We start from the raw sequence: 23,490 nt of genomic DNA, 5'->3' as shown, positions 1-23,490 counted from the left end.
CGCGACCCGGGCACCGCCGTGGGCACCCGGGTCACGCATGGAGTCTGGTCGTCCATGTCGTGACGTTAGTGCGTCGCGCGTCACCGCACCAGGGCCCGGGCCCGGTGTCGGCGACGCGTCGCCGCGACGCAGGCGATGCCGTCGACCCGCAGACCCGCCACCTCCAGCGCGCGCTGGGACTCCCGCGCCGTCCAGCCGGTGGTCAGCACGTCGTCGCAGACCAGGAGCAGGGGCTGCGGCCGGGTGGCCAGCACCCGGGCGACCGGCGCCGCCAGGGACCTCGTCGAACCCAGCAGGTTCCGGCGCCGGGCGTCGGCGTCGAGGCCCGCCTGGTCCCGCGGCCGGCGCACCTGCCGCAGCAGGCGGCGTACGCCGACCGGGTGGCCGCGGGCGGCCAGCACCCGGGCCGCCCGGCGGGTCATCCGCAGCACCGGGTCGTGGCCGCGGGCCCGCACCACCGAGGCGCGTGAGGGAACGGGGACCAGCAGCACCGGCGCCCGGTCATCGGGGAGCAGACCGTCGGCCGCGGTCGCCAGCAGGTCGCCGAGGGGGCGGGCGAGGGCGACGACGCCGTGCTCCTTGTGGGCGAGGACGAGGGAGCGCAGCGCCTCGGCGTACGCCCCGGCGACGCAGGCCGGCGCCAGGCCCGGCGGGCACGGCTCGGGCTCGGTCCGCAGCGGTACGCGAGGCAGCGCCGCGCGGCACAGCCGGCACAGCACGCGTCCGGGGCGGCCGCATACCGCGCAGGCCGACCCGGTGACCAGGTCGAGGAGGGCGTCCACGACGGTGGCGGGGGCGGCGGTCTGCGCAGGCACGCGGCCACCGTGCCCGCCGACGACCGGCTCGTGCGCCGACCTCGCGCGTGGTGGGGAGAACCCGTCACGTCCGTGGCGCTGTGGACGCGGAACGGCTGCGCACGGACCTCGGCTACCCGACGTACGTCGGCGCCTCGAGCCCGGGCCGCAGCCCGGAGTCCCGCCACCGATGCGACGAGCCGTCGAGAACGAGGACACGCCGGCCAGCGCGGTCGTCGGGCACGACGAGGAACAGCGGCAGCGACGGGTCGTAGGACCCGGCCAGCCCCACCGCCTCGCCGCGCCAGGTGTCGGGCGGGACGACGTCGGGGTCGCCGGGCGAGCCGTCGACCGTGGCGAAGGTGACCTCCGAGATCCCGGCGGAGGGGCGCCCGAGCACGGCGACGTCGGAGGGCCCGAACCAGCTGAGGTCGACCAGCCTGCCCAGCTCGCTCGGCACACCCGGCACCGGTCGGGCACCGAGCACCCGGCGCACACCGCCGCCACGGTCGCGCAGCAGCAGGTTGGAGGTCAGTCGACGGCCGTCGACCAGCGCCACGAGCCGGGTGCCGTCCCGGCTGATGAGGAAGGCGGTCACCCGCTGACCGGTGACCCCGGGCACCTGCACGGTGCGTACGCCGTCCGTGCCCACCACCAGGACCCGCGCCCCGCCGCGACGACGGTCCACCAGCCACGTCCGGTCGAACATGTCGGTGGCGGGACGGAGCACGTCGGTACCGGTGTAGATCCGACGGACCGGGCTCGCTGCCGCCTGGCGGCCCAGCGGTGCGGTGAGCACGGACCGCCCGTCGGTGCCGACGCCGACCGCCCGGTCGGCGGTGATGCCGACCGCGACGCTGCGCAGGTCGAGGGCCCCCGACCCGAAGGGCCCGTCGACGGGGCTGCCCTCGCCACCGCCGGCCACCAGCCGCCTGCCCCGCAGGCCGAAGACCGCGTCGTCCGACCCGTCGATCCGGGGCGAGAGACGCGCGCCGTAGTCCACCGAGACCGACCGCTGCCCGTTGGGCAGGGTCAGTGCGGCGTCGCGGCTGAGCAGCCGGACCCGGCGGATCGACGGCACCTGCCGCAGCGTGGTGGTGAACTGGGCGAGCGCCTGCGCGAGCCGGGGCGCCGGGAGCGAGGCGATCGGACCGGACAGCGTGACCTCGGCGACGCCGTCGCGGACCACGACGGAGAGCTCCAGCTCGGTGCCCCTCGGGATCGCCGTACGGGTGACCGGCGCCAGCACCGCGCCGGGTCCCCCGAGGAGGCCGCGCACCAGCGCGGTCGGGGCGTCGTCGCCTCGCGGGACGAAGACCCGGTTCGGGACCAGCGTGCGGCCGGTCTGGTCGAGGAAGTACAAGGACAGCGGCCGGTAGTGCTCGGAGAAGTACCAGGACGGGACCACCAGCGCATCGGGCGGGTCGGTCACCCGCCACTCGGCGTCCTCGACGGAGAGCCGCATCGTGAGCTGCTGCGTGGTCGTCTCGCTGCCGCCCAGCCAGCCACCACGAGCGTCGAAGCGGCGCACGCCACCGAGCGTCACCGTCGCCTTGCCCACGGTCGAGGACGCGGCGACCTTCACCGAGTCGTACGCGATGATCGCCTGGCTGGGCCGCCAGGTCTCCTGCGAGCCGGTGTCGAGGAACCGTCGCGCGACGGGGATCCCGACCGGGTTGCCGGTCATCGCGACCAGGAAGCCCGACACCACCTCCTCCACGGAGTCGCCCCGCGAGGGACCGGGCGGCATGAACCGCGCGCTCACGTCGCCGTCCGGAGACCTCGTCTGGCCGACGTGCCGCACGGCACCGGAGGTGGGGAGCACGCCGCACCCGGTCAGGCACACCAGCAGCGCGAGGACCACCGCGAGGTGTCGGCGCGGCGTACGGACCATCACCGGGCTCCCGTCCGGCGCCGCCTGCCGAGGTCCCTCAGCCCGGCGGGCGAGAGCGGGAGCGGGCTGTGCTCGACGTCCTCGCCGGCCACACGAGGCAGCGTGAGCCGGAACTGCGCCCCGCGCCCCGGCAGACCCCACGCCTGGAGCCAGCCTCCGTGCAGCCGCGCGTCCTCGAGCGCGATCGACAGCCCGAGACCGGTGCCCCCCGTGGTGCGTGCGCGTGCCGGGTCGGCGCGCCAGAACCGGTTGAAGACCTGCGCGCTCTGCCCCGGCTGCAGCCCGACCCCGTGGTCGCGCACCGTCACCGCCACGGCACGACGGTCGGCCATCAGGCACACCTCGACGAGGTCGCCGTCGAGGCCGGCCGCCGTCTCGCCCGACACGTCGGCGTGGTCGATCGCGTTGCTGAGCAGGTTGCGCAGCACCCGCTCAACACGGCGGACGTCCACCTCGGCGGTCACCGGGTCCTCGCTGCGGTCGTCGACGGAGACCTCGACGCGCACCCCTCGGCGCTCCGCCAGCGGGGACGTGGCCTCGACGGTACGACGGACGACCGAGAGCAGGTCGACCTCCTCCACCTCCAGCGCGGCGGCGCCTGCGTCGAAGCGGCTGATCTCCAGCAGGTCGGTGAGCAGCGTCTCGAAGCGCTCCAGCTCGGTCTGGAGCAGCTCGGCAGCACGCCGGGTCGTCGGGTCGAAGGAGTTCCGCTCGCCGTGCAGCACCTCGCCGGCCATGCGCACGGTCGTGAGCGGGGTGCGCAGCTCGTGGGAGACGTCGGAGACGAACTGCCGCTGCGCGAGCGAGAGCTGCTCGAGGCGCCGGATCTGGGTCTGCAGACTGTCGGCCATCGAGTTGAAGGAGCGGCCCAGGCGGGCGATGTCGTCCTCGCCGGAGACGTGGACGCGCTCGGTCAGCCGTCCCGACGCGATCCGCTCGGCGACTCGTCGGGTGAGCTGGATCGGGGTCACCACCTGACGGGTGACCAAGTAGGTCATCCCCGCGAGCAGCGCCAGCAGCAGCACTCCGGCCGTGATCAGCGAGCGGCGCAGCAGCGCGACGGTGTCCTCCTCCTCGCCGAAGTCGAAGAGCAGGAAGAGGTCGTACGTGCCACCGTCCGAGGGCAGCCGCACCTGGTCGCCGACGGCCACGCCGGGGACCGCGCCGCGGCGCTGGTCGCTGTCGTACCGGATCCGGGTGTAGGTCCAGGAGACGCCGGAGGACCGCTCCACCTCCGCACGGAGGTCAGCGGGCACGCTGACGGGGCGCACGCCGGGGCTGGTACGGGTCCCCTGCCCGCGGGAGGCGTCGACCGGGCCCTGCACGACGACCTCGAAGCCGCGGGCCCGGCCACGCTCGACGAGGCTGTCGACCAGCTGCCGCAGCTGGGTCGTGGGGTCCGCGTCCGTGGTGCCGGCCGAGTCCAGCCGCTCCTGGGCGACCTTGGTCTCGTTGCCGGCCTCGGCCACCGAGATGTCCACCCGGTTGTCGACCAGACCGTCGGAGATCTGCCGGATCAGCACCCAGCCGATCACGCCGACGACGACCGCCGACAGCACGATGACCGAGAGCACCACCCGCGCCTGGACCGAGCGGCGCCAGAAGGCGAACCGCCGGTTGTCAGAGGGCGTCGGGGGCATCGCCGTGCCCGTTCACGGGCCCCTCGTCGGCACCGGCCTTGTAGCCCACGCCGCGGACCGTGACCACGATGCGGGGGTTCTCCGGGTCGGTCTCGACCTTGGCCCGCAGACGCTGCACGTGCACGTTGACCAGGCGCGTGTCGGCGGCGTGCCGGTAGCCCCAGACCTGCTCGAGCAGCGCCTCGCGGCTGAACACCTGCCAGGGCTTGCGGGCCAGGCAGACGAGCAGGTCGAACTCGAGCGGCGTCAGCGGCAGCGACGTGCCCCCACGGGTCACCACGTGACCGGCGACGTCGATGGACACGTCACCGACGGTGAGGTGCTCGGGGCCGGTGTCGCCGAAGCGGCGGACCCGCGCTCGCAGCCGGGCCAGCAGCTCGTTGGGCTTGAACGGCTTGACGACGTAGTCGTCGGCACCGGACTCCAGCCCGGCCACCACGTCGGCGGTGTCGGTCTTCGCGGTGAGCATGACGATCGGCACGCCCGACTCGGCCCGGATCTCGCGACAGATCTCGATGCCGTCCTTGCCGGGCAGCATCAGGTCCAGCAGCACCACGTCGGGACGGAAGTCGCGGAACGCGGCGAGGGCGTCCTTGCCGTTGCTCACCACCCGGCTGGAGAAGCCCTCGGTGCCCAGCACGAGCGACAGCATCTCCGCCAGGGCCTCGTCGTCGTCGACGACGAGGACCTTGACGGGCTGCTGTTCCGTGCTGGGCGACACGAGGGCTGTCAGCTCTGACCTACCGCGTCAGTAGCGGTAGTGGTCGGACTTGTACGGGCCGGCCACGTCCACCCCGAGGTACGCGGCCTGCTCCTTGGTCAGCTCGGTGAGCTCGACGCCGAGCGCGTCGAGGTGCAGCCGGGCGACCTCCTCGTCGAGGTGCTTGGGAAGCACGTGCACGCCGAGCTCGTACTGGTCGGCCTTCGTGAACAGGTCGATCTGGGCGAGCACCTGGTTGGTGAACGAGTTCGACATCACGAACGACGGGTGACCGGTCGCGTTGCCGAGGTTCAGCAGACGACCCTCGGAGAGCACGATGATCTTCTTGCCGTCCGGGAAGACCCACTGGTGGACCTGCGGCTTGATCTCCTGCTTGACCACGCCCGGGATCTTGGCCAGACCGGCCATGTCGATCTCGTTGTCGAAGTGGCCGATGTTGCCCACGATGGCCTGGTGCTTCATCTGCTCGAAGTGCTCGGAGCGGATGATGTCGAAGTTGCCGGTCGTGGTGACGAAGATGTCGGCGGTGTCGATGACCGACTCCAGTCGACGCACCTCGTAGCCGTCCATCGCGGCCTGGAGCGCGCAGATCGGGTCGATCTCGGTGACGATGACGCGCGCACCCTGACCACGCAGCGACTCCGCCGAGCCCTTGCCGACGTCGCCGTAGCCGCACACGACGGCGACCTTGCCGCCGATCATCACGTCGGTGGCGCGGTTGATGCCGTCGACGAGCGAGTGGCGGCAGCCGTACTTGTTGTCGAACTTCGACTTGGTCACCGAGTCGTTGACGTTGATCGCCGGGAAGAGCAGCGAGCCCTCCTTGAAGCGCTCGTAGAGGCGCAGCACGCCGGTGGTGGTCTCCTCGGAGACACCCTTGATGCCGGCGGCGATCGTCGTCCAGCGCTGCGGGTCGTTCTCGACCGAGCGGGCGAGGACGCGCAGCACCTCCTTGAACTCCTCGTTGTCGGTGCTGTCCTGGGGCGGCACGACGCCGGCCTTCTCGAACTCGACGCCCTTGTGCAGCAGCAGCGTGATGTCGCCGCCGTCGTCGAGGAGCACGTTCGGCCCGGCCGGGTTGCCCTCGGCGTCGGTGAAGGCGAAGACCTTCTCGGCCTCGTCCCAGTACTCCGCGAGGGTCTCGCCCTTCCACGCGAACACGGGGGTGCCGGCGGGCGCGTCCTGCGTGCCCTGCCCGACGACGACCGCCGCGGCGGCGTGGTCCTGGGTGGAGAAGATGTTGCAGGTGGCCCAGCGCACGTCGGCGCCGAGTGCGACCAGGGTCTCGATGAGCACCGCGGTCTGGATGGTCATGTGCAGCGAGCCGGCGATGCGGGCGCCCTTGAGCGGCTGCTCCTTGCCGTAGCGCTCGCGCATCGCCATCAGGCCGGGCATCTCGTGCTCGGCGAGCTCGATCTCCATCCGGCCGTAGTCGGCGAGGGTGAGGTCAGCGACCTTGTAGTCCATGAATCGTCCTTCGTTCGCGTGTGTGGATGAGTCGGGCGCCGCACGTGGGTGCGGCGGGCGTCTGGCCACGATCTCGTGCGAAAGGCGCGGTGGCGACTCTACCCGGCCCCGCCGCGACGGGGCCAAACCCGGATCAGCGGTCCCGACGCAGGTCCGGCTCGAGGTACACGACGCGCGCGGTCGGCTCGGCCGCGCGCAGGGCCGCCTCGGCCCGGTCGATGGCCTCGGCCACCTCGGCGGCCGACTCGGTGGCGGGCACGGCGATCTTCGCCGCGACCAGGAGCTCCTCGGGGCCCAGGTGCAGCGTCTTCATGTGGATGATGCCGTCGAGCCCCTCGGTGCGCTCGATCGCGGCGGCGATCCGCTGCTGTACGTCCGGGGCCGCCGACTCCCCCAGCAGCAGGCTCTTCGTCTCGATCGCGAGCACCACGGCCACCGCCACGAGCAGCAGGCCGATCATCGTCGTACCGGCGACGTCGAAGTACTGGTTGCCGGTGACCAGGCTCAGTCCCACGCCGAGCAGCGCCAGCACCAGGCCGACCAGCGCGGCGAAGTCCTCGAGCAGGATGACCGGCAGCTCGGGCTGCTTCGCGCGGCGGATGAACTGGGGGTACGTCGCCGACCCCTTCAGCTTCGACGACTCCCGCATCGCGGTGCGGAAGGACAGTCCCTCCATCACGATCGCCACCACGAGGATCACCACCGGCACGAAGCGCCGCCAGTCGTCGACGGGGTCCACCTCGCCGGCGTGCACCTCGTGGAACTTGTGGTACGCCTCGTAGAGCGCGAACAGCCCGCCGAGGCTGAACAGCACGATCGCGACGAGGAAGCCGTAGACGTACCGCTCCCGGCCGTACCCGAACGGGTGCTCCGGCGTCGCCTGCTTCTTGGCCTGCTTGCCCCCGAGCAGCAGCAGGAGCTGGTTGCCCGAGTCGGCGACGGAGTGGATCGCCTCGGCCAGCATCGAGGAGAAGCCGGTCAGGAAGAACGCGACGAACTTGGTGACCGCGATGCCGAGGTTGGCCAGCAGCGCGGCGACGACGGCACGGGTCCCACCCTCGGCAGACATGGGCCGAACCCTAGGCGGTCCTGCTAGGTCGTGCCCGCGTCGAGGTACGTCGCGGTGTAGTCGCCGAGCGAGACCAGTGCCGCGTAGCGGCTGAGGCTGCCGCCTGCGGGCTCGGTCTCCAGCACCTCGACCCGCAGGGCACGCTCGTCAGCGACGGAGACCAGGGCGTTGCGTGCGGCCAGCGGACCCGGCTCGTCGGCGCCGTCGTCGAGCAGCACCAGCGAGGGCGGCGCCGGGACGTCCTCGTCCTCGAAGGGGTCGGCGAAGACGTCGCGTCCGTGCGACTGCTCCAGCACGGGGAGGAGCTGCTCCACGTCCCCGGCCAGGCAGGCCCGCCCGGTCGTACGACGGACCGCCTCGGCGGTGCGGCGCGCCGCACGGGCCGCAGCCACCGAGCCGCCCCAGACCAGCGGCGTGGTGTCGGCGACGGCGCTGGCCACCGACTTCGCCCGGTTGGTGGCCAGGTCGCGGTACGGCGAGCAGTCCACGGCGACCGCGTCCAGGGCGGCGGCGACCGCCTCGGGGTCCTCCCGCGGCGCGAGGCCCAGCCGGCCCAGCAGTCCGAGCGCGGCGACGCAGGCACCGAGCGGGTCGCCGGAGCCGGTCGGGAGGTGCACCCGGTCGACCGCGGCGCGGGGCCCGTCCTCGAGCGGCTCGGCGGCCAGCGAGCGGGGCGGGGCGACGAGGACCAGCGAGCAGCCGCGGCGCAGCCCCTCGGTGACAGCAGCAGCGCTCTCGGGGTGGTCACCGGCCGGGGCGAGGACGACGACCAGGTCGAGACTGCCGGCCCAGCTCGGCAGCCGCGGGCCACCGTCGGTGGCGTGCGGCCAGGCCACGAAGGGCACCGGGCAGGTCGGCTCGAGCACGGCACGCAGCAGCCGTGCCTCCGGGCCGACGGCGATCAGCGCCCGGGGGCGGTTCCCGGCCAGCCGGTCGGCCCCGACCTCGACCGCGTCCGCAGCCGAGTACGCGTCGGAGCGGACGCGCGCCCCGCTCTCGGCGAGGTGCCGCAGCCGCAGGTCGACCCGCCGCAGTGCCGCCTCGTCGTCGAGGAGGTGGTCGTCGAACACGGGTGCGCTCGGCCCAGGTCGTCAGCCGAGCGGCTGGGCGTCGTCGACGAGCATGTCGGGGATGCCGTCGTCCGAGACCGCGTAGCGCAGCCGGCACGCCGGGCAGACCAACCCGGACTCCCCGCCGGCAGCCTCGTCGTCGGTCAGGTCACCGCGGCACTGGGGGCACACGAGGATCGCGCGAAGTGCGGGGTCGAGGTTCACGAGGTGCTCCGGATCTGCTCGAGGACTCGGTCACGGACGTCGGCCATCGTCGCACGATCCCGCCCCTCGACGTTGAGCCGGAGCAGCGGCTCGGTGTTGGACGGCCGGACGTTGAAGGCCCAGTCAGCGTGGGCGACGCTGAGCCCGTCGAGGTGGTCGACACTGACGCCGCCGCGACCTCCCCACGTCCGCTCCAGCTCGGCGGTCACACCCACGGCGTCGGCGACGGTGGAGTTGATCTCGCCCGAGGCGACGTACCGCGCGTACGGCGCGAGCACCTCGCTGAGCGGCGCCTCCGACTCGGCGAGCGCCGCGAGGGCGTGCAGCGCGGCCAGCATCCCCGAGTCCGCGCGCCAGAAGTCGCGGAAGTAGAAGTGGCCCGAGTGCTCGCCGCCGAAGACCGCATCGGTCTCGGCCATGGTCGCCTTGATGTAGGAGTGCCCCACCCGCGTACGCACCGGGCGTCCGCCCTGCTCCTCGACGATCTCGGGGACCGCGCGCGAGGTGATGAGGTTGTGGATCACCGCCGCACCGGGTGCCTTGACCAGCTCACGGGTCGCGATCAGCGCGGTCAGCGTCGAGGGGTCGACCAGCTCGCCCCGCTCGTCGACGAGGAAGCAGCGGTCGGCGTCGCCGTCGAACGCCAGTCCCACGTCCGCCCCGCTGCGCAGCACCTCGGCCTGCAGGTCGACCAGGTTGGCGGGCTCGATCGGGTTGGCCTCGTGGTTCGGGAAGGAGCCGTCGAGGTCGTAGTACATCGCGACCACGTCGAGGTCGAGCCGTCCCAGGACCTCGGGCGCGGTGAGCCCGGCCATGCCGTTGCCGGCGTCGACGGCGACCCTGAGCCGTCGGCCGGTGACGGGCGCCAGGGCGAGCAGGTGGTCGGCGTACGCCGAGAGCAGGTCCTGCTCGGTCGTCGCACCGGGCGTCGCGGCGGCGGGGACGTCGTCGGCCGCGACCCGGTCGCGGATCTCGCGCAGGCCGGTCTCCGCGCCGATCGGCACGGCGTGGGCGCGGCACATCTTGATGCCGTTGTACTGCGCGGGGTTGTGGCTCGCGGTGAACATCGCGCCCGGGAGGCCGAGGCGCCCCGAGGCGAAGTACAGACCGTCGGTCGAGCACAGCCCGATCAGCACCACGTCCGCACCTGCACGGTTCGCGCCCGCCGCGAAGGCTCGCGCCATCCCCGGCGAGGACGGCCGCATGTCGTGCCCGACGACGAGCGTCTCGGCCCCGGTGACGGCGACGAACGCCCCACCCACCCGCTCCGCGAGGTCCTCGTCGATCTGGTCGGGGACGGTCCCCCGCACGTCGTAGGCCTTGAAGGTCGCCGCCAGCCGGCTCTCGAGGTCGGAGGTCACGGCGCTCAGGCTAGGCGAGTCGCGCCTGCCGCCGCAGACACAGGCGACCAGGTCACCCCGCGCCCGGCCTGGCCGGTGGTTTCGACGTCCTCCCTCGCTGGCGCTCGGTCGGGCTCAACCACCTGCGAGGCGGCCGAGCAGCGCGAGAGCGCCAGCGACAAAGGTATCCGTCGAGACCCCTTCAATTAGTACACATGCTCGATACAATCGATCCATGACACCTCCCCCCCGCGTCCCTCGACCAGCTGGAGAGCTGGCGTGCGACCGCGGGTCGATGGCCGCCGAGCCGCTTGCGGAGCTCGACGGCGCGGTGCTGGTCGACCTGGTCGCCGAGGCCGAGCGGCTCAAGGCGGCGCTGGCCGCCCTCCAGGTCCGAGCGACCTCGGTCCTCGACGCCCGGGCCCAGAGCGAGTGCAGCAACCGCGAGGAACGTGCTGCAGCAGCCCGATCGGTCGGCGGCATGGTCGCGCTGGCTCGTCGCGAGTCGCCTCACACCGGCGGGCGGCACCTCGGCCTGGCCCGCGAGATGCCGCACGCGCTCGCCGCGCTGACGACCGGCGAGATCAGCGAGTTCAAGGCGACGGCCCTGGTGAGGGAGACCGCGGTCCTCTCCCGCGAGGACCGCACCACGGTCGACGCCCGTCTCGCAAACCGGATGGGCACCCTCGGCCGCATCTCCGACACCAACGCCGAGGGCCTCTGCGCCGCCTGCAACCAGCGCCTCAACCACCCGGGCTGGCGCACCACCGGTACCAGCGCCGAGACGACCGTGACGACGCCGACCGACCATGCGTACTCGTCTCGGCCACCACCGCTCACTGGTGCGTCCCACCACGTTGTCCACCTCGTGGGCTCACACGGTCTCCGTCTCGACTGGCTGGGCAGCTCTGCGCCTGCCGCTTGACCCAGTCATGCCATGCGATGCTGCCGAGATGACTCGGGTCCGTCTCGCTACTACCGCCGATGCTGACGCGATCCGAGCGGTGGGGCACGCCACCTGGCCCGCGACGTACGAGCCGCTCCTCGGCGCCGGGTACGTCAGCCGCGGGCTGGAGACCTGGTGGTCTCACGAGGCGGTGCTGCGCGGGATGACGACGAGCACGACGTACGTCGCCGAGGCGCGCGGCGGGGTGATCGGCGTCGCGGTGGTCGGCAAGCTGGACGACGAACCGATGCTCTGGAAGCTCTACGTGCTTCCCGAACACCACGGTCGCGGCTGCGGTCGCGCCTTGCTCGAGAGGGTCATCGCAGATCTTCCCGCTGGCGCCGCGAGGCTCCGTCTGCACGTAGCCGCAGGGAACGAGCACGCTCAGGACTTCTACCGCCGACAGGGCTTCGTCGCGGTCGGCGAGGTCGGGTCCTCCGACGGCAGTCGCGAGATCCGCATGGAGCGACCGCTCGCCGCACGGCCCGAGACGACCTCGGAGTCAGGACTCGGCGAGGACGGGTACTCGCCCGTCTGGGCCGACGACGACCGGCCGCGGATCCCGCGGGTCGCGGACGAACGTGAGGCGCTGGCGGCGTACCTCGACCACTACCGCGCGACGGTGCAGATGAAGTGCCGCGGGCTCACCGCCGAGCAGGCGCGGTCCCGACCGGTAGCGCCGTCGACGATGTCGGCGCACGGGCTGGTGCGACACCTGGCCGGGGTGGAACGGTGGTGGTTCCAGCAGAACTTCGAGCGCCGCGACGTGCCGTTCCTCTTCATCACCGCCGACGAGCCGGACCTCGACTTCGACCCGCCGGCGGACGCCGACTTCGAGGCCGACCTCGCGACCTGGCGCGCGGAGTGCGCGGTCTCGCGCGAGATCGTCGCCGCCCACGGGCTCGACGAGACCGCCCGCCCGCTGGACTGGTACGAGGACGTCGACCTGCGCTGGCTGGTCCTACGGATGATCGCGGAGTACGCCCAGCACTGCGGCCACCTCGACCTCGTCCGCGAGGCGATCGACGGGCGGACCGGCAGCTGAGCCGACTCAGTCGTCGACCGAGCGGAGGACGCGCAGGTGGCGCGAGCGCGCATCCATCGGGATCGGTTCGCCGGCGGGCTCGCGCCGGGGGCCGGTGGGCGCAGGCGGCTTGCCCGCCTCACGGACGAGATCGGCCAGCGCGGCGAGGTCGTCGCCGGAGGGGCCCTGCGTCGACGGGTCGGGGCCCAGGCGGAGGATCTGCCAGCCACGGGGCGGGCTGAGCCGCTCGCTGTGCCGGGCGCAGAGGTCGTACGCGTGGGGCTCGGCGTAGGTCGCGAGCGGCCCGAGGACGGCGGTCTGGTCGGCGTAGTTGTACGTCAGCGTGGCCACGGCACCGTTGCCGCAGGCCGTTCGCGTACACCGACGACTGCTCACCCGGCGCACGCTACCTCTCGGTCGGCGTACGTCGGACTAGGCTCGCGGCCATGTCCCGAGCGGTGTCCGAGGAGTGGCCGGAGCGTCCCGAGCCGTCCACCGCCGGCACTCCGGACGGGCCGGGTCCCGGTCCGGTCCGTACGACCGAGGAGCCCCCTGCAGCGCCGGCTCACCGCTCCGGTCGGCGCGACCGGCACGGGCGCGGGCGCCGCGGGCCCGACCACCGCGCCGGGCTCCCCGACCCGACCGGAGCGACCCCTCTGGCGCCGGACGGCGTGCCCGCCACGCGCACCCGGCGGCAACGGTTCGACCAGGTCGCCCTCGACGTGCTCGACGACGTCGAGGCCCGGCTCGGCGACCGGCTGCCGCCGGTGGACGTCGCTGTCGAGGACGTGCCCGCCGTACCCGCGGGCTGGCTCGGCGACCAGGCGCCGCTGGGCACCCTCGTCGACGCGACGAGGACCAGCCGCGCCCGGATCGTGCTCTACCGCCACCCCATCGAGTACCGTACGCACGGCCTCGCCGAGCTCACCGCACTGGTCCTGGTGGTGGTCGTCGACCAGGTCGCCGACCTCCTCGGCGCCGACCCGGCGACCCTGCACCCGGGCTACCCGCAGGACGACTGATCCGGGCGGTCAGCCGCCGGGACGTACGTCCGGCACCCGCAGCGCCTCCAGCAGCGGCACCAGCCGGAGCAGCGACGTCCCGGCGTCGCGGCGTACCTGGACGGCGCCGGTGACGCCGCCGTCGGAGTCGACGACGACCGACGCCGCCTTCGCGGGCACGTCGGCGGAGACCGTGCTGCGCGCCCCGACCCGTACGCTCCGGCGCTCCAGCCGCTGCCCCCGGGTGTCGTACGACGACAGGGTGACCGCGGCCGCACCTCCCCGGGCGGTGAGCTCGACGCGGGCGCTCCCGCTGCCCGGGAGCGCGACCGCGGCCGGACCTTCCCAGCCCGCCCCGGACACACCGTGCACGAGGTCGCGGGCTCCCGGCGACTGGTAGCCGCCGACGAGCGGCCCGTCCGCGTCCACGACCAGCGCCTGGGCCCGGGACTTCACTGCGGACCCGAGCGGGACCGTGACGGTGCTCTGCGGCGGCACCGTGGTCTGCGAGAGCCCCTCCGGCTGGCTGAGCCCGTCGGACCCGCTCAGCCGCAGACGCGCGGTCACGGGGCCTTCACCAGGGTTGAGCAGCACCACCGAGGCGCCCTCCTGGAGGCTGGCGGGGAGGCGGTCGCCGGCCAGCACGCCGCCCTCCGGCACGCCCAGGCCGTTGACGGTGACCCGTCGGCTCGGCCCGCGCGCCACGGGCACGTCCTCCTCAGTCCCGGCGGACCGGGCGGTGAGCGGGACCACGGTGTCGACCAGGTTCGAGGAGACCAGGCCCCGCGACACGTCGACGTGGACGGCCAGGCTGCCCGGCGAGGGAGCGAGATCGGCGAGGCGCAGCGTCCTGCTCTCCCCCGGCTTGAGCGACACCCCGCGCAGCTGCGGGCCGGGGACCTCGCCGTCCGGGCCCCAGACGTCGACGTCGAGGACGGCCGGCCCGGTGCCCGGGTTGGTCAGCCGCAGGACCGAGGAGTGCGACGGCGAGCCGCCGGCGCCGGCGTACCACCAGGACGCTCGGGGCGACACGCACCCCGCCAGTCCGCTGCTGCCGACCTCCGTGGTCGCGAACAGACCGCGGGTGGCGCCGCCGGTGGCGGTCAGCACCTCGGGCTGGTCGGCGGGGACGTCGCGGGAGACGACACCCCCGGGACGTACGTCGACCGTCTCGCCGCCCTCGGTCACGTCGCCGTCGGCGTCGGGCAGGAGCCCGACGCGGCTCGTCCCGGCCCGTTGCCCGGCCGGGCAGACGACCTGCTGCTGGTCGGGCTCGACCACGGACTCGCCGCCGCGCGGCGACGCGACCGGACCGGCGCGACCGGCGAGCCAGAGCGCGACGCCGACCACGAGCACCAGCACCACGAGCGCGACGGGCAGCATTCGGGAACGGCGCGCGGTCTCGACCGGCTCCGGCACATCGGCGCGACGGCGCCCTCCAGCCCTGGTCATCGCGTCCTCCGGGAGGCTCGGGTCGGGGTGGCGAGCACGATCACGGCGACCACCGCCAGCACCTGCAGGGCCAGCAGCACCGGTCTCCACCACGCACGGCTGTCGTCGACGGCGCTCAGTGTCGGCTCGTCCTGCAGCCGCCACGCGGCGTCGACGGGTCGCGGCGAGCTCGCCCGGGAGAACCCGGTCGCCGCGTCGAAGCTGCCGCTCACGGCGGGGCTGACCGGCGACGGCGCGTACACGTACGCCACCCCGTACGACGCCAGCGTGCGCGCGTTCTCGGGCTGGGGGTCGCCCACCAGCTGGCTGACGACGCCGGTGAGCCTCGGGTCGGGCTCGGTGACCGCGACGACGCCGTCGTCCCCGACGCGCAGCGGCCCCTCCCGCAGCAGCCGGTAGGTCACCCCGTCCCGGCGACCACCCTCGAGCACCAGCACGCCGCTGGCGGGATCGGCCTGCGCCAGCTGGGTCATGTACGACGGCACGCCCTCGACCGGTCCGCGCTCCAGCGGTCCCCCGGGGCCGGCGACCCACCACGCGGCGGTACCCACGATGCCCACGAGGGCGGCGGCCACCCCGACCGCCGCCACCGGGAGCCGCAGCAGCTCCACCGGGCCCTTCCCGGTCGTCCCGAGCCGCGCCCGCAGCCCGTCACCGGCGAGCACGGCGGCGACCACGAGCGCGGCGTGCACGACCAGGAGGAAGAAGCCGGCGTACGGCCGCAGGTCGCCGTCGACCCCCGGCAGCGCCAGGGACAGGTGCGACCACACCGCGACCAGCACCGCACCGAGCAGGGCCACGCCCCAGGCGGCGACGACGCGCGGTCGGGTGTCGGCGCGGAACCCGGCCAGCACCCCGGCGACGACCGTCCCGGCGCCGAGCCAGACCGGAGCGGCGCCGGCTCCCCCGGCGCGGCCGAGCAGCAGGCCCAGGGTGTCCGCGTCGGGTGCCGGGTAGCCGGTCCAGCCGGCCTCGAGGAGCCAGGCGGCGGGGGTCCCGAGCGTGCCGAGGAACCACGGCAGCACCAGCACCAGCGGCACCACCGCGACCACCACCGGACCGCCCCACCACCGGTGCCCGCGCCAGCGGGCGCGGTCGCGGGTGAGGCCGGCGACGAGCAGCCCGCCCAGCAGCAGGACGGCGAGGAACCACGCGGGCGGGACGAACGCGACCAGCAGCCCCAGCCCGAGAGTCGTACGCCACACGGCGCGCCAGCGGCGGTCGTCGTCGGGCGCCGTCAGGCGCAGGGCGCTGGTGGCCACCCAGGGCAGCAGCACGGCCGCGGCGACGGTGCCCAGGCGGCCCTGGCCCGTGGCGCCGGCGGCGACCGGGAGCAGGGCGTACGCCACCGCGCCCCACAGCGGCGCGACCCGACCGGGCACGATGCGACGCAGGAAGCGCAGCGCGGACAGCGCGGCCAGCGGCACGCCGAGCACGAACAGCAACCAGACCACCCAGCCGGTCTGCCCGAGCAGGACCGTCCCGGCCAGCGCCAGCGGCAGCAGGTACGACGGCCCCGGTGCGGCGGTGCCCGCACCGAGCAGGTGCGTCGACGCCGACCAGGTCGACCACCAGTGCCCGACGCGGTCGGGGACGGGGAGCAGCGCGCCCCCCTGGAGGTACCCGCCGGCCAGCACGGCGCGCCAGGCGACGACGGCCAGCACCACGCTGCCCAGGACCAGCCAGAACCGCGGGTTGCGCACCAGCAGACCGAGCAGCCCGGGCTCGGTGGCGGCGCCCTCGTCCTCGAGGTCGACGGTGTGGGCGGTGCGGACCTCCCGTCCGGCGACGACCTCGCGGGCGATGTCGACCAGCGCGGTCCCGAACCCGCCCACCGAGTCGAGCAGGTGCCGCAGCGGCAGCCAGCGCGGGGCGAGCAGCGGGACGACGTCGGTGTGCGGCAGCCGCGCCGTGCGCTCACGCTCGCGCCGTGCTGCCCGGACCCGCCCCGGCCTGAGCTCGCCCGCCGCGGCGACGACCTCGTCCCACGACTCGCGCGGGCTGCGCACCAGCAGGAACCCGACCGCACGCAGGAGGCTCCCCACGGCCAGCAGCAGTGCCTTGAGCGGGAGCCCGCGGCCGGGGCCGTTGGCCATCAGCGTGCGGATCGCGCCCGCCCGCGCCTCGCGGTGGGGGTGGCTGCGGCGGGTGTCGCGCACGGCCCGCTCGGAGGCCTCGACGTGGAAGACGACAGCCTCGGGGACCACCACGCTCGCGTGGCCGGCGCGGGCGACCCGCCAGCCGAAGTCGAGGTCGGTGCCGATGACCGGGATCTGCGGGTCCAGGCCGATCTCGGTCAGGACCTCGCGCCGCACCAGCATCCCGGCGGTGTTGACGGCGAGGACGGCGCGGTGGTCGTCGTGCTGACCCTGGTCGTACTCGCCTCGCTCGAGACCGGTCTCCCGACGCCCGGTGCCGGAGATGGTCACGCCCACCTCGAGCAGCCGGCGCAGCGAGGGCCACTCGCGCAGCTTCGGCCCCAGCGCCGCCGCCTCGGGCCACTCCTCGGCGGCGGCGAGCAGGTGCTCCAGGGCGTCCGGCTCGGGCGCGCAGTCGTCGTGGAGCAGCCAGATCCACTCGGAGTCGCCCGCGCGGGCCAGCCCCGACGACACGGCCTCGGCGTACGAGGCGTCCGCGCCCAGCCGCTCGACGTCCCACCCGGCCTCACGGACCAGCTGGACGGAGTCGTCGCGCGAACCGGTGTCAGTGGCGACCAGCGCGGCCGGCCGGGCGGTCGAGCGCTCGATCGCAGCAAGGACGTCGGGCAGCCAGCGCTGCCCGTTGTGACTGACCAGGAGGGCAGCCACCCTGGGGGTCTCTCGGGCGGGGGCAGACACGAGAGACCACCCTAGTGGCGGCCCGGAAAGGCGTGCACCGACCTCGCGGGCGCATGCCTCGCACGCGCAGGGCTCAGACGGCCCGCTTCTTCAGCTTGCGCCGCTCGCGCTCGGACAGGCCCCCCCAGATGCCGAAGCGCTCGTCGTTCTCCAGGGCGTACTCCAGGCACTCCCCGCGCACGTCGCAGGTCAGGCAGACCCGCTTCGCCTCGCGCGTGGAGCCGCCCTTCTCCGGGAAGAACGCCTCGGGGTCGGTCTGCGCGCACAATGCGCGCTCCTGCCAGCCCAGCTCTGCGGTCTCGTCGAACAGATCGTCCTCGAGAAGGTACAGCTCTCTCATGTCTCGCCCCTTCGACCCGGCCCGACCTCGGTGGTGGTCGGACCCTCGTGCCACAGTTCGCCAGTGCCCCGGCGGCGTTGCACCCGGCGAAACAACACTGGTGTGATTAGATGCCCGATCCTCCGGGGAAGTCAAGTGGAACGACACCTTTGGGAGGACGTTGAGCGTGGACGCACAAGGCCGGGTCCCGGATCGGATCACCGTCGTCTCGGGCGGTGTCGGGGGCGCTCGGTTCCTGCAGGGACTGCTCCGGCTGATCGAGCGGGAGGCGGCCCGGACGAGGGTCACCGTCATCGCGAACACCGGCGACGACATCTGGCTCCACGGCCTCAAGGTCTGCCCGGACCTGGACACCGTGATGTACACCCTCGGCGGCGGCATCGACCCCGAGCGGGGCTGGGGACGCACCGGTGAGACCTGGCACGCGAAGGAGGAGCTGGCCGCGTACGGCGTCGAGCCGACCTGGTTCGGGCTCGGCGACCGCGACCTCGCCACCCATCTCGTCCGCACGCAGATGCTGGACGCGGGCTACCCGCTCTCCGCGGTGACCGAGGCACTGTGCCGCCGCTGGCTCACCGAGGCGTACGACGACCGCGTGCGCCTGCTGCCGATGAGCGACGACCGGACCGAGACCCACGTCGTGGTCGACGCTCCCGGGGCCGACGGCACGATCGAGCAGCGGGCGATCCACTTCCAGGAGTACTGGGTCCGCCACCGCGCCGAGCTGCCCACCCACGGCGTGAGCGTGATCGGGCTGGACCAGGCGTCGCCCGCGCCCGGGGTGCTGGAGGCACTGACCGACACCGATCTCGTGCTGCTCCCGCCGTCGAACCCGGTCGTCTCGATCGGTCCCGTCCTCGGGCTCGCCGGGGTCCGCGACGCGTTGCGCGAGACCTCCGCGCCGGTCGTCGGCGTCTCCGGCATCGTCGGCGGCGACCACGTGCACGGGATGGCCCGCCAGCTGCTGACCGCCACCGGGGTCGAGGTGTCGGCCGCCGGGGTGGCCGAGCACTACGGCGCCCGCTCCGGCGGCGGTGTGCTCGACGGCTGGCTGGTCGACGAGGTCGACGGCGGGCTGGTCGACCGGGTCGCCGGGGCGGGCATCGCCTGCCGCGCCGTCCCGCTGATGATGACCGACCACGACGCGACCGCCGAGATCGCCGCGGCGGCGATCGCCCTGTCGCGCGGATGAGCGCGGTCCCGGGCCGCATCGAGGTGCTCGCCCCCGACGGGGTCGGCGAGGTCCTGGTGGGCACCGACCTCGTCGCGCTGGTGGTCGCGGCGCTCCCGGACCTCGCCGACGGCGACGTCGTCGTGCTGACCTCCAAGATCGTCTCCAAGGCCGAGGGACGCACCGTGGCGGGGACCCGCGACGAGGCACTCCCCGGCCAGACGGTCCGCCTCGTCGCGCGCCGTGGACCGACCTCCATCGTCGCCAACCCTCAGGGGCTGGTGATGGCCGCGGCGGGCATCGACGCCTCCAACGTCGAGACGGGCCACGTGCTGCTGCTGCCCGAGGACCCGGACGCCTCCGCACGTGCGGTGCGGGAGGGCGTGCGCGAGCGCACCGGGCGCAACGTCGCCGTGCTCGTCACCGACACCGCCGGCCGTGCCTGGCGCCACGGGCAGAGCGACCTCGCGATCGGAGCCGCGGGCATCGAGGTCCTCGACGACCACGCCGGGCGCGTCGACGCCCACGGCAACGAGCTCGCCGTCACCGCACCCGCGCTGGTCGACGAGCTGGCCGGTGCCGCCGACCTGGTCAAGGGCAAGCTCACCGGGAGGCCCGTCGCCGTCGTCCGCGGACTGGCCGCTCTGGTGCTGCCCGACGGGGACCACGGCCCCGGCGCGCGGAGCCTGACCCGCGACCTGAGCGGCGACATGTTCGCCCTCGGGGCGCGGGAGGCGGTCGTCGCGGCACTGGCCGGCGAGCAGCCCGACGCCTTCGGCGCGCCGGCGCCGGCCGGCGACGTCGTCGACGCGCTCCGCAGGCTCGGGGTGCGGGCGACCGGGACGGAGGACGTCGTACGCCTCGAGCGGGCCGGTGACGACACCCCGCTCGCCGCGCTCGGGCACGCGCTCGGGTGGACGCCGGACGGTGGCGACCCGCTCGAGTGGCGACCGGGGCGACGACCAGCCACTGGCTAGGCTCGTCCGGACCGGTGACGGCGCCGAACGTCCGCCCCGACCACCCGAGCCGAGAGGGCCCCGTGGCCACCAAGAAGCAGAAGCAGGAAGAGCGCCGCGCCCGCGCGGAGGCCGCTCGTGCCGCCCAGCAGGCCGCGGCCCGCAAGGAGCGCATGCGGGCGATCGCGGTGTTCGGCGCCGCCGCGGTGGTGGTGATCGGGCTGATCCTCGCGGCGCTGGTGCCGTTCCTCAAGGACCGCTCGGCGGACAAGAAGCTCGCCGATGCCGACCTGGCCTCGCTCGGGGTGTCCGAGAACGCGGCCGGGTGCCGCGCGCCGGTCACCAAGGACGCGACCGGCTCCGGGCAGCACGAGAACCCGGGCACGCCGATCACCTACCCCGACCACCCGCCGGCCTTCGGCAAGCACTGGGGCAACTTCCTCTACGGCTCGGAGATCCGCACGTTCTACTCCCGCCAGGACCGCCCCGAGCTCGAGCGGATGGTGCACAGCCTCGAGCACGGCCACACGATCGTCTGGTACGACGACTCGATCACCGCCGGCGACGCCGACTACGAGGCGCTGGAGCAGATCACCAGCAAGCTCGGCCTGGACTCGTACGTCATGGCCGCGCCGTACGACAAGGCCGACGGCGGAGCCTTCCCCGACGGCGCGCACGTCGCGATCACGCACTGGACCGGGCCTGCGGACCAGAAGGGCGTCTGGCAGTACTGCGACAAGGTCTCCGGCTCGGTGATCAAGTCCTTCGTCACCGAGCACCCGAAGGAGAGCGCACCGGAGCCGGGCGCCGCCTGACCCGGTCAGAGCAGGTCGGAGTGTCCGGCGCCGCGTAGCTGCTCCACGAGCCGCTTGACGTCCTGCGCGCGATCGCCGCGGGTGACCAGCACCGCGTCGCCGGTGTCGACGACGACCACGTCCTCGAGACCGGCCACGGCCAGCACCCGCCCTCCGGGCACCACCAGCCCGGTGGCCTCGTGGGCGACGACCCGGTCGGGGTCGCCGAGCACCGTCAGCGTGTGGTCGGCAGCGCCTCGGTCCAGCAGCTCGCGCAGCGAGGCGAAGTCGCCCACGTCGTCCCAGCCGAAGGAGCCCGGCACGACGGCCACCCGCCCGGCCGCTGCGGCCGGCTCGGCGACCGCGTGGTCGATGGCGATCCTCTGCAGGCCCGGCCACCGCTCCTCCAGCGAGCCGGGCTCTGCGGCGATCGCGCGCAGCCCCGCGGCCAGCGGTGGGTGGTGCGCGGCCAGGAGGTCCAGGAGGGTCGAGGCGCGGGCGACGAACATCCCGGCGTTCCAGCGGTAGCCCTGCTCGACGTACGCCGCCGCCCGCTGCGCATCGGGCTTCTCGACGAACTCCACGACCGCCCGCGCCGACGCGAACCCGTCCAGCGGCGCACCGGGGCGCACGTAGCCGAACGCGGTCGACGGGCCCGTCGGCTCGATGCCGATGGTGACCAGCAGACCGGTGTCGGCCACCGCGGCGGCCTCGACCAGGGTCCGTCGGAACAGCGCGTCGTCCCCGATCACGTGGTCGGCGGCGAAGGAGCCGACGAGCCCGTCGGGGTCGATCCGCTCGACGTGGGCCGCCGCCAGTCCGATCGCCGCCATCGAGTCCCGCGCCGTCGGCTCGGCCAGCACCCGCTCCCCGGGCAGCCCGGTCTGCGAAAGCACCGCGTCACGGTGCGCCGTCCCGGTGACGACCAGCAGCCGCTCGCCCACGAGCGGCACGAGCCGGTCGACGGTCGCCTGGACCAGCGTGCGCCCGGACCCGGTCAGGTCGTGGAGGAACTTCGGTGAGGACGCCCGCGAGAGCGGCCACAGCCTGGTCCCGGCACCCCCGGCGGGCACGATCGCCCAGAGGCGGTCACCGGGTCCCTGCGTCGCGTCCTGGGTCATGGCGCGCATCCTCGCAGGCAGGGACGACGCCCTGCTTCGTATCCTCGCCGTCATGGCGCACCCCACCTTCGAGCAGGCCCTCACCGCCCGGCTGCGGACCGACCCCGGGCAGCCGTTCGTCACCTTCTACGACGACACGACGGGCGAGCGCACCGAGCTGTCGGTGACGACGTACGCGAACTGGGTGGCCAAGACCGCCGGTGTCCTCGTCGAGGACGCCGACCTCTCCGAGGGGTCGACGGTGCGGCTGGACCTGCCGACCCACTGGCTCGGGCCGGTCCTCCTCGGCGCGTGCTGGCTGGTCGGCGCGGAGGTCGTGGGCGAGGGCGCGGACCTCTGGGTCGGTGTGCCGGACCGGGTGCCGCCCTCCGGTGAGCGGATGGTCACCGGCCTCGGGCCGTTCGCCGCGCGCGTCGCCGACCCGCCTCGGGGCGTCCTCGACCTCGGCGCGCTGTGGCCCGGCCAGCCGGACAGCTTCCTCGGCCTGCCCGCCGGCCCCGACGCCGTGGCGTACGACGGCGCCGGCTGGGCGGAGCTGAGCGGCGCCGCCGGTACGTCCGCCGACCGGGTCCTCACCGACCTGAATCCCGTCACGCCCGACGGCGCCCACCTGCTCGTCGCGTCGCTGGCCGGCCCGGGGTCGGTCGTCTGGGTCGCCGACGCGGACCCGGCCGGCTGGGACCACCGTGCCTCGGTCGAGCAGGCCACCCGCCAGGTCCGCGCCCCGTCGTGACACGCCTCCACGCCGACGAGCTGGCGATCGACGCGGCGCTGGTCCGCCGGCTACTCGCGCGATCGCTGCCGACGTACGCCGACCTGCCGGTCCGGCCGCTCCTCGCGTCGGGCTCGACCAACGCGTTGTTCCGCCTCGGCGACGAGCTCCTCGTCCGGCTGCCACGCCAGCCCGGCGGCACCGCGGCGATCGAGGCAGAGGCGCGCTGGCTCCCCGTCGTCGCACCGGCTCTGAGCGTGGCGACGCCGGAGGTCGTTGCCGTGGGCGAGCCGGCGTACGGCTATCGCGAGAAGTGGTCCGTGACGACGTGGCTGGACGGGACCACACCGCCGGCCTCGCCCGTCACCGACACCGACTCCCTCGCCGACGACCTGGCCCGGTTCGTCGCGCAGCTGCGCGACGCCGCCGTCCCGGACGCCGCACGCGAGGACCCGGCCGTGTCGTCGTACCGCGCGGGCCCGCTCCAGGCCGTGGACGTCGACCTGCGCGAGGCCGCGGAGCTGTGCCGCGCGATCCCCGACCTCGACCTGGACCTCGACCGGGTGCTGGTGGTGTGGGAGAGCGCCCTCGCAGCCGCACCACCGGCACACTCCGCCGTGCGCTGGCTGCACGGCGACCTGTTCACCGAGAACCTCCTCGTGCACAACGGACGACTCGCGGGCGTCCTCGACTTCGGCGGGCTGGCGGTCGGCGACCCGACGGTCGACCTCGTCGTCGGCTGGGAGGCGCTCGACCCACAGGGCCGGGCCGCCTTCCGCCGCCACCTCCGCGTCGACGACGCCACCTGGCTGCGAGGGATGGCCTGGGCGCTCCTCGTCGCCGTCCTCACGTTCCCGTACTACTGGCAGTCCATGCCGATGCGCTGCGCGGCACGCGCGAGCATGGCCAGGTCGGTGCTGCGTGAGGCGAGCTGACC

Annotated in this window: 22 protein-coding genes; 8 read left to right on the top strand and 14 right to left on the bottom strand. The window is 74.2% G+C overall.

Annotation, left to right across the window (positions count from 1 at the left end):
- Positions 1-80: 80 nt before the first annotated feature.
- From IEX42_RS16545 to IEX42_RS16505, 9 genes are all read right to left on the bottom strand, one after another.
- Positions 81-815: a ComF family protein gene (locus IEX42_RS16545; RefSeq protein ID WP_188780769.1), complete on the bottom strand. Its 735-nt coding sequence runs from the start codon at positions 813-815 to the stop codon at positions 81-83.
- Between the two features lie 112 nt (positions 816-927).
- The gene (locus tag IEX42_RS16540) at positions 928-2,688 is read right to left on the bottom strand and encodes an LpqB family beta-propeller domain-containing protein (protein ID WP_229661001.1); all 1,761 of its coding nucleotides are present in this window, start codon (positions 2,686-2,688) and stop codon (positions 928-930) included.
- A complete protein-coding gene (mtrB, locus tag IEX42_RS16535; protein WP_188780767.1) occupies positions 2,688-4,328 on the bottom strand; it encodes an MtrAB system histidine kinase MtrB in 1,641 nt (546 codons plus the stop codon). Before mtrB ends, IEX42_RS16540 begins: the two co-directional genes overlap by 1 nt.
- Positions 4,309-5,049, bottom strand: a complete 741-nt coding sequence (gene mtrA, locus IEX42_RS16530) for an MtrAB system response regulator MtrA (RefSeq protein WP_268236449.1) — start codon at positions 5,047-5,049, stop codon at positions 4,309-4,311. The genes mtrB and mtrA overlap by 20 nt, the downstream gene beginning before the upstream one ends.
- A gap of 27 nt (positions 5,050-5,076) precedes the next feature.
- Positions 5,077-6,516 (bottom strand): adenosylhomocysteinase, encoded by a 1,440-nt coding sequence (ahcY, locus tag IEX42_RS16525; RefSeq protein WP_188780766.1) that lies wholly within the window; start codon positions 6,514-6,516, stop codon positions 5,077-5,079.
- A 133-nt stretch (positions 6,517-6,649) separates the two neighbouring features.
- On the bottom strand, positions 6,650-7,585 hold the full coding sequence (locus IEX42_RS16520; RefSeq protein ID WP_188780765.1) for a cation diffusion facilitator family transporter: 936 nt from the start codon (positions 7,583-7,585) through the stop codon (positions 6,650-6,652).
- Between the two features lie 23 nt (positions 7,586-7,608).
- Positions 7,609-8,655: an SIS domain-containing protein gene (locus IEX42_RS16515; RefSeq protein WP_188780764.1), complete on the bottom strand. Its 1,047-nt coding sequence runs from the start codon at positions 8,653-8,655 to the stop codon at positions 7,609-7,611.
- A gap of 21 nt (positions 8,656-8,676) precedes the next feature.
- Complete coding sequence (locus IEX42_RS16510; protein WP_188780763.1) at positions 8,677-8,859, bottom strand: Trm112 family protein; 183 nt, start codon at positions 8,857-8,859, stop codon at positions 8,677-8,679.
- On the bottom strand, positions 8,856-10,220 hold the full coding sequence (locus tag IEX42_RS16505) for a phosphomannomutase/phosphoglucomutase (protein WP_188780762.1): 1,365 nt from the start codon (positions 10,218-10,220) through the stop codon (positions 8,856-8,858). Before IEX42_RS16505 ends, IEX42_RS16510 begins: the two co-directional genes overlap by 4 nt.
- Positions 10,221-10,434: 214 nt before the next feature.
- Here IEX42_RS16505 and IEX42_RS16500 point away from each other — a divergent pair, with 214 nt between their 5' ends.
- Both IEX42_RS16500 and IEX42_RS16495 read left to right on the top strand, forming a co-directional pair.
- Entirely contained in the window at positions 10,435-11,124 is a 690-nt protein-coding gene (locus IEX42_RS16500; protein WP_188780761.1) for a hypothetical protein, read from the top strand.
- A 28-nt stretch (positions 11,125-11,152) separates the two neighbouring features.
- Positions 11,153-12,190 (top strand): GNAT family N-acetyltransferase, encoded by a 1,038-nt coding sequence (locus IEX42_RS16495; protein ID WP_188780760.1) that lies wholly within the window; start codon positions 11,153-11,155, stop codon positions 12,188-12,190.
- A 6-nt stretch (positions 12,191-12,196) separates the two neighbouring features.
- On the opposite strand, the gene IEX42_RS16490 is transcribed toward IEX42_RS16495, so the two are convergent.
- The gene (locus IEX42_RS16490) at positions 12,197-12,565 is read right to left on the bottom strand and encodes a DUF3499 domain-containing protein (RefSeq protein WP_188780759.1); all 369 of its coding nucleotides are present in this window, start codon (positions 12,563-12,565) and stop codon (positions 12,197-12,199) included.
- Between the two features lie 50 nt (positions 12,566-12,615).
- Here IEX42_RS16490 and IEX42_RS16485 point away from each other — a divergent pair, with 50 nt between their 5' ends.
- Positions 12,616-13,191, top strand: a complete 576-nt coding sequence (locus IEX42_RS16485) for a metallopeptidase family protein (protein ID WP_188780758.1) — start codon at positions 12,616-12,618, stop codon at positions 13,189-13,191.
- 9 nt (positions 13,192-13,200) lie between these two features.
- Here the strand turns inward: IEX42_RS16485 and IEX42_RS16480 are convergent, their stop codons facing one another.
- The 3 genes from IEX42_RS16480 to IEX42_RS16470 form a co-directional block, all read right to left on the bottom strand.
- A complete protein-coding gene (locus tag IEX42_RS16480; RefSeq protein ID WP_188780757.1) occupies positions 13,201-14,622 on the bottom strand; it encodes a DUF5719 family protein in 1,422 nt (473 codons plus the stop codon).
- Complete coding sequence (locus IEX42_RS16475; RefSeq protein WP_188780756.1) at positions 14,619-17,429, bottom strand: glycosyltransferase family 2 protein; 2,811 nt, start codon at positions 17,427-17,429, stop codon at positions 14,619-14,621. Before IEX42_RS16475 ends, IEX42_RS16480 begins: the two co-directional genes overlap by 4 nt.
- Before the next feature lie 103 nt (positions 17,430-17,532).
- On the bottom strand, positions 17,533-17,799 hold the full coding sequence (locus IEX42_RS16470; protein ID WP_188780755.1) for a WhiB family transcriptional regulator: 267 nt from the start codon (positions 17,797-17,799) through the stop codon (positions 17,533-17,535).
- Positions 17,800-17,965: 166 nt separating this feature from the next.
- Between IEX42_RS16470 and cofD the strand changes: the two genes are divergently transcribed.
- From cofD to IEX42_RS16455, 3 genes are all read left to right on the top strand, one after another.
- The gene (cofD, locus tag IEX42_RS16465) at positions 17,966-18,991 is read left to right on the top strand and encodes a 2-phospho-L-lactate transferase (protein WP_188780754.1); all 1,026 of its coding nucleotides are present in this window, start codon (positions 17,966-17,968) and stop codon (positions 18,989-18,991) included.
- Positions 18,988-19,947, top strand: a complete 960-nt coding sequence (gene cofE, locus IEX42_RS16460) for a coenzyme F420-0:L-glutamate ligase (protein ID WP_188780753.1) — start codon at positions 18,988-18,990, stop codon at positions 19,945-19,947. The genes cofD and cofE overlap by 4 nt, the downstream gene beginning before the upstream one ends.
- Before the next feature lie 152 nt (positions 19,948-20,099).
- Positions 20,100-20,741 (top strand): DUF3105 domain-containing protein, encoded by a 642-nt coding sequence (locus IEX42_RS16455; RefSeq protein ID WP_373286205.1) that lies wholly within the window; start codon positions 20,100-20,102, stop codon positions 20,739-20,741.
- Positions 20,742-20,746: 5 nt separating this feature from the next.
- Here the strand turns inward: IEX42_RS16455 and IEX42_RS16450 are convergent, their stop codons facing one another.
- On the bottom strand, positions 20,747-21,841 hold the full coding sequence (locus tag IEX42_RS16450) for a mannose-1-phosphate guanylyltransferase (RefSeq protein ID WP_188780751.1): 1,095 nt from the start codon (positions 21,839-21,841) through the stop codon (positions 20,747-20,749).
- A gap of 52 nt (positions 21,842-21,893) precedes the next feature.
- Here IEX42_RS16450 and IEX42_RS16445 point away from each other — a divergent pair, with 52 nt between their 5' ends.
- The gene (locus IEX42_RS16445; RefSeq protein WP_188780750.1) at positions 21,894-22,574 is read left to right on the top strand and encodes a TIGR03089 family protein; all 681 of its coding nucleotides are present in this window, start codon (positions 21,894-21,896) and stop codon (positions 22,572-22,574) included.
- Positions 22,571-23,488 (top strand): aminoglycoside phosphotransferase family protein, encoded by a 918-nt coding sequence (locus tag IEX42_RS16440; protein ID WP_188780749.1) that lies wholly within the window; start codon positions 22,571-22,573, stop codon positions 23,486-23,488. The genes IEX42_RS16445 and IEX42_RS16440 overlap by 4 nt, the downstream gene beginning before the upstream one ends.
- The last annotated feature ends 2 nt before the right edge of the window (positions 23,489-23,490 follow it).

The sequence above is a fragment of the Marmoricola endophyticus genome (assembly GCF_014644415.1).
In the GTDB taxonomy this organism is placed as follows: domain Bacteria; phylum Actinomycetota; class Actinomycetes; order Propionibacteriales; family Nocardioidaceae; genus Marmoricola; species Marmoricola endophyticus.
Note: the sequence above shows the minus strand (reverse complement) of the source record. Positions and strands in the feature narration are given on the sequence as shown.

Coding starts and splice junctions, on each gene's coding strand:
- IEX42_RS16445 (WP_188780750.1), top strand. CDS start 21,894: ATGGCGCACCCCACCTTCGAGCAGGCCCTCACCGCCCGGCTGCGGACC.
- IEX42_RS16495 (WP_188780760.1), top strand. CDS start 11,153: ATGACTCGGGTCCGTCTCGCTACTACCGCCGATGCTGACGCGATCCGA.
- IEX42_RS16450 (WP_188780751.1), bottom strand. CDS start 21,841: ATGACCCAGGACGCGACGCAGGGACCCGGTGACCGCCTCTGGGCGATC.
- cofE (WP_188780753.1), top strand. CDS start 18,988: ATGAGCGCGGTCCCGGGCCGCATCGAGGTGCTCGCCCCCGACGGGGTC.
- IEX42_RS16500 (WP_188780761.1), top strand. CDS start 10,435: ATGACACCTCCCCCCCGCGTCCCTCGACCAGCTGGAGAGCTGGCGTGC.
- IEX42_RS16470 (WP_188780755.1), bottom strand. CDS start 17,799: ATGAGAGAGCTGTACCTTCTCGAGGACGATCTGTTCGACGAGACCGCA.
- mtrB (WP_188780767.1), bottom strand. CDS start 4,328: ATGCCCCCGACGCCCTCTGACAACCGGCGGTTCGCCTTCTGGCGCCGC.
- IEX42_RS16455 (WP_373286205.1), top strand. CDS start 20,100: ATGCGGGCGATCGCGGTGTTCGGCGCCGCCGCGGTGGTGGTGATCGGG.
- IEX42_RS16480 (WP_188780757.1), bottom strand. CDS start 14,622: ATGACCAGGGCTGGAGGGCGCCGTCGCGCCGATGTGCCGGAGCCGGTC.
- IEX42_RS16485 (WP_188780758.1), top strand. CDS start 12,616: ATGTCCCGAGCGGTGTCCGAGGAGTGGCCGGAGCGTCCCGAGCCGTCC.
- ahcY (WP_188780766.1), bottom strand. CDS start 6,516: ATGGACTACAAGGTCGCTGACCTCACCCTCGCCGACTACGGCCGGATG.
- IEX42_RS16520 (WP_188780765.1), bottom strand. CDS start 7,585: ATGTCTGCCGAGGGTGGGACCCGTGCCGTCGTCGCCGCGCTGCTGGCC.
- IEX42_RS16540 (WP_229661001.1), bottom strand. CDS start 2,688: ATGGTCCGTACGCCGCGCCGACACCTCGCGGTGGTCCTCGCGCTGCTG.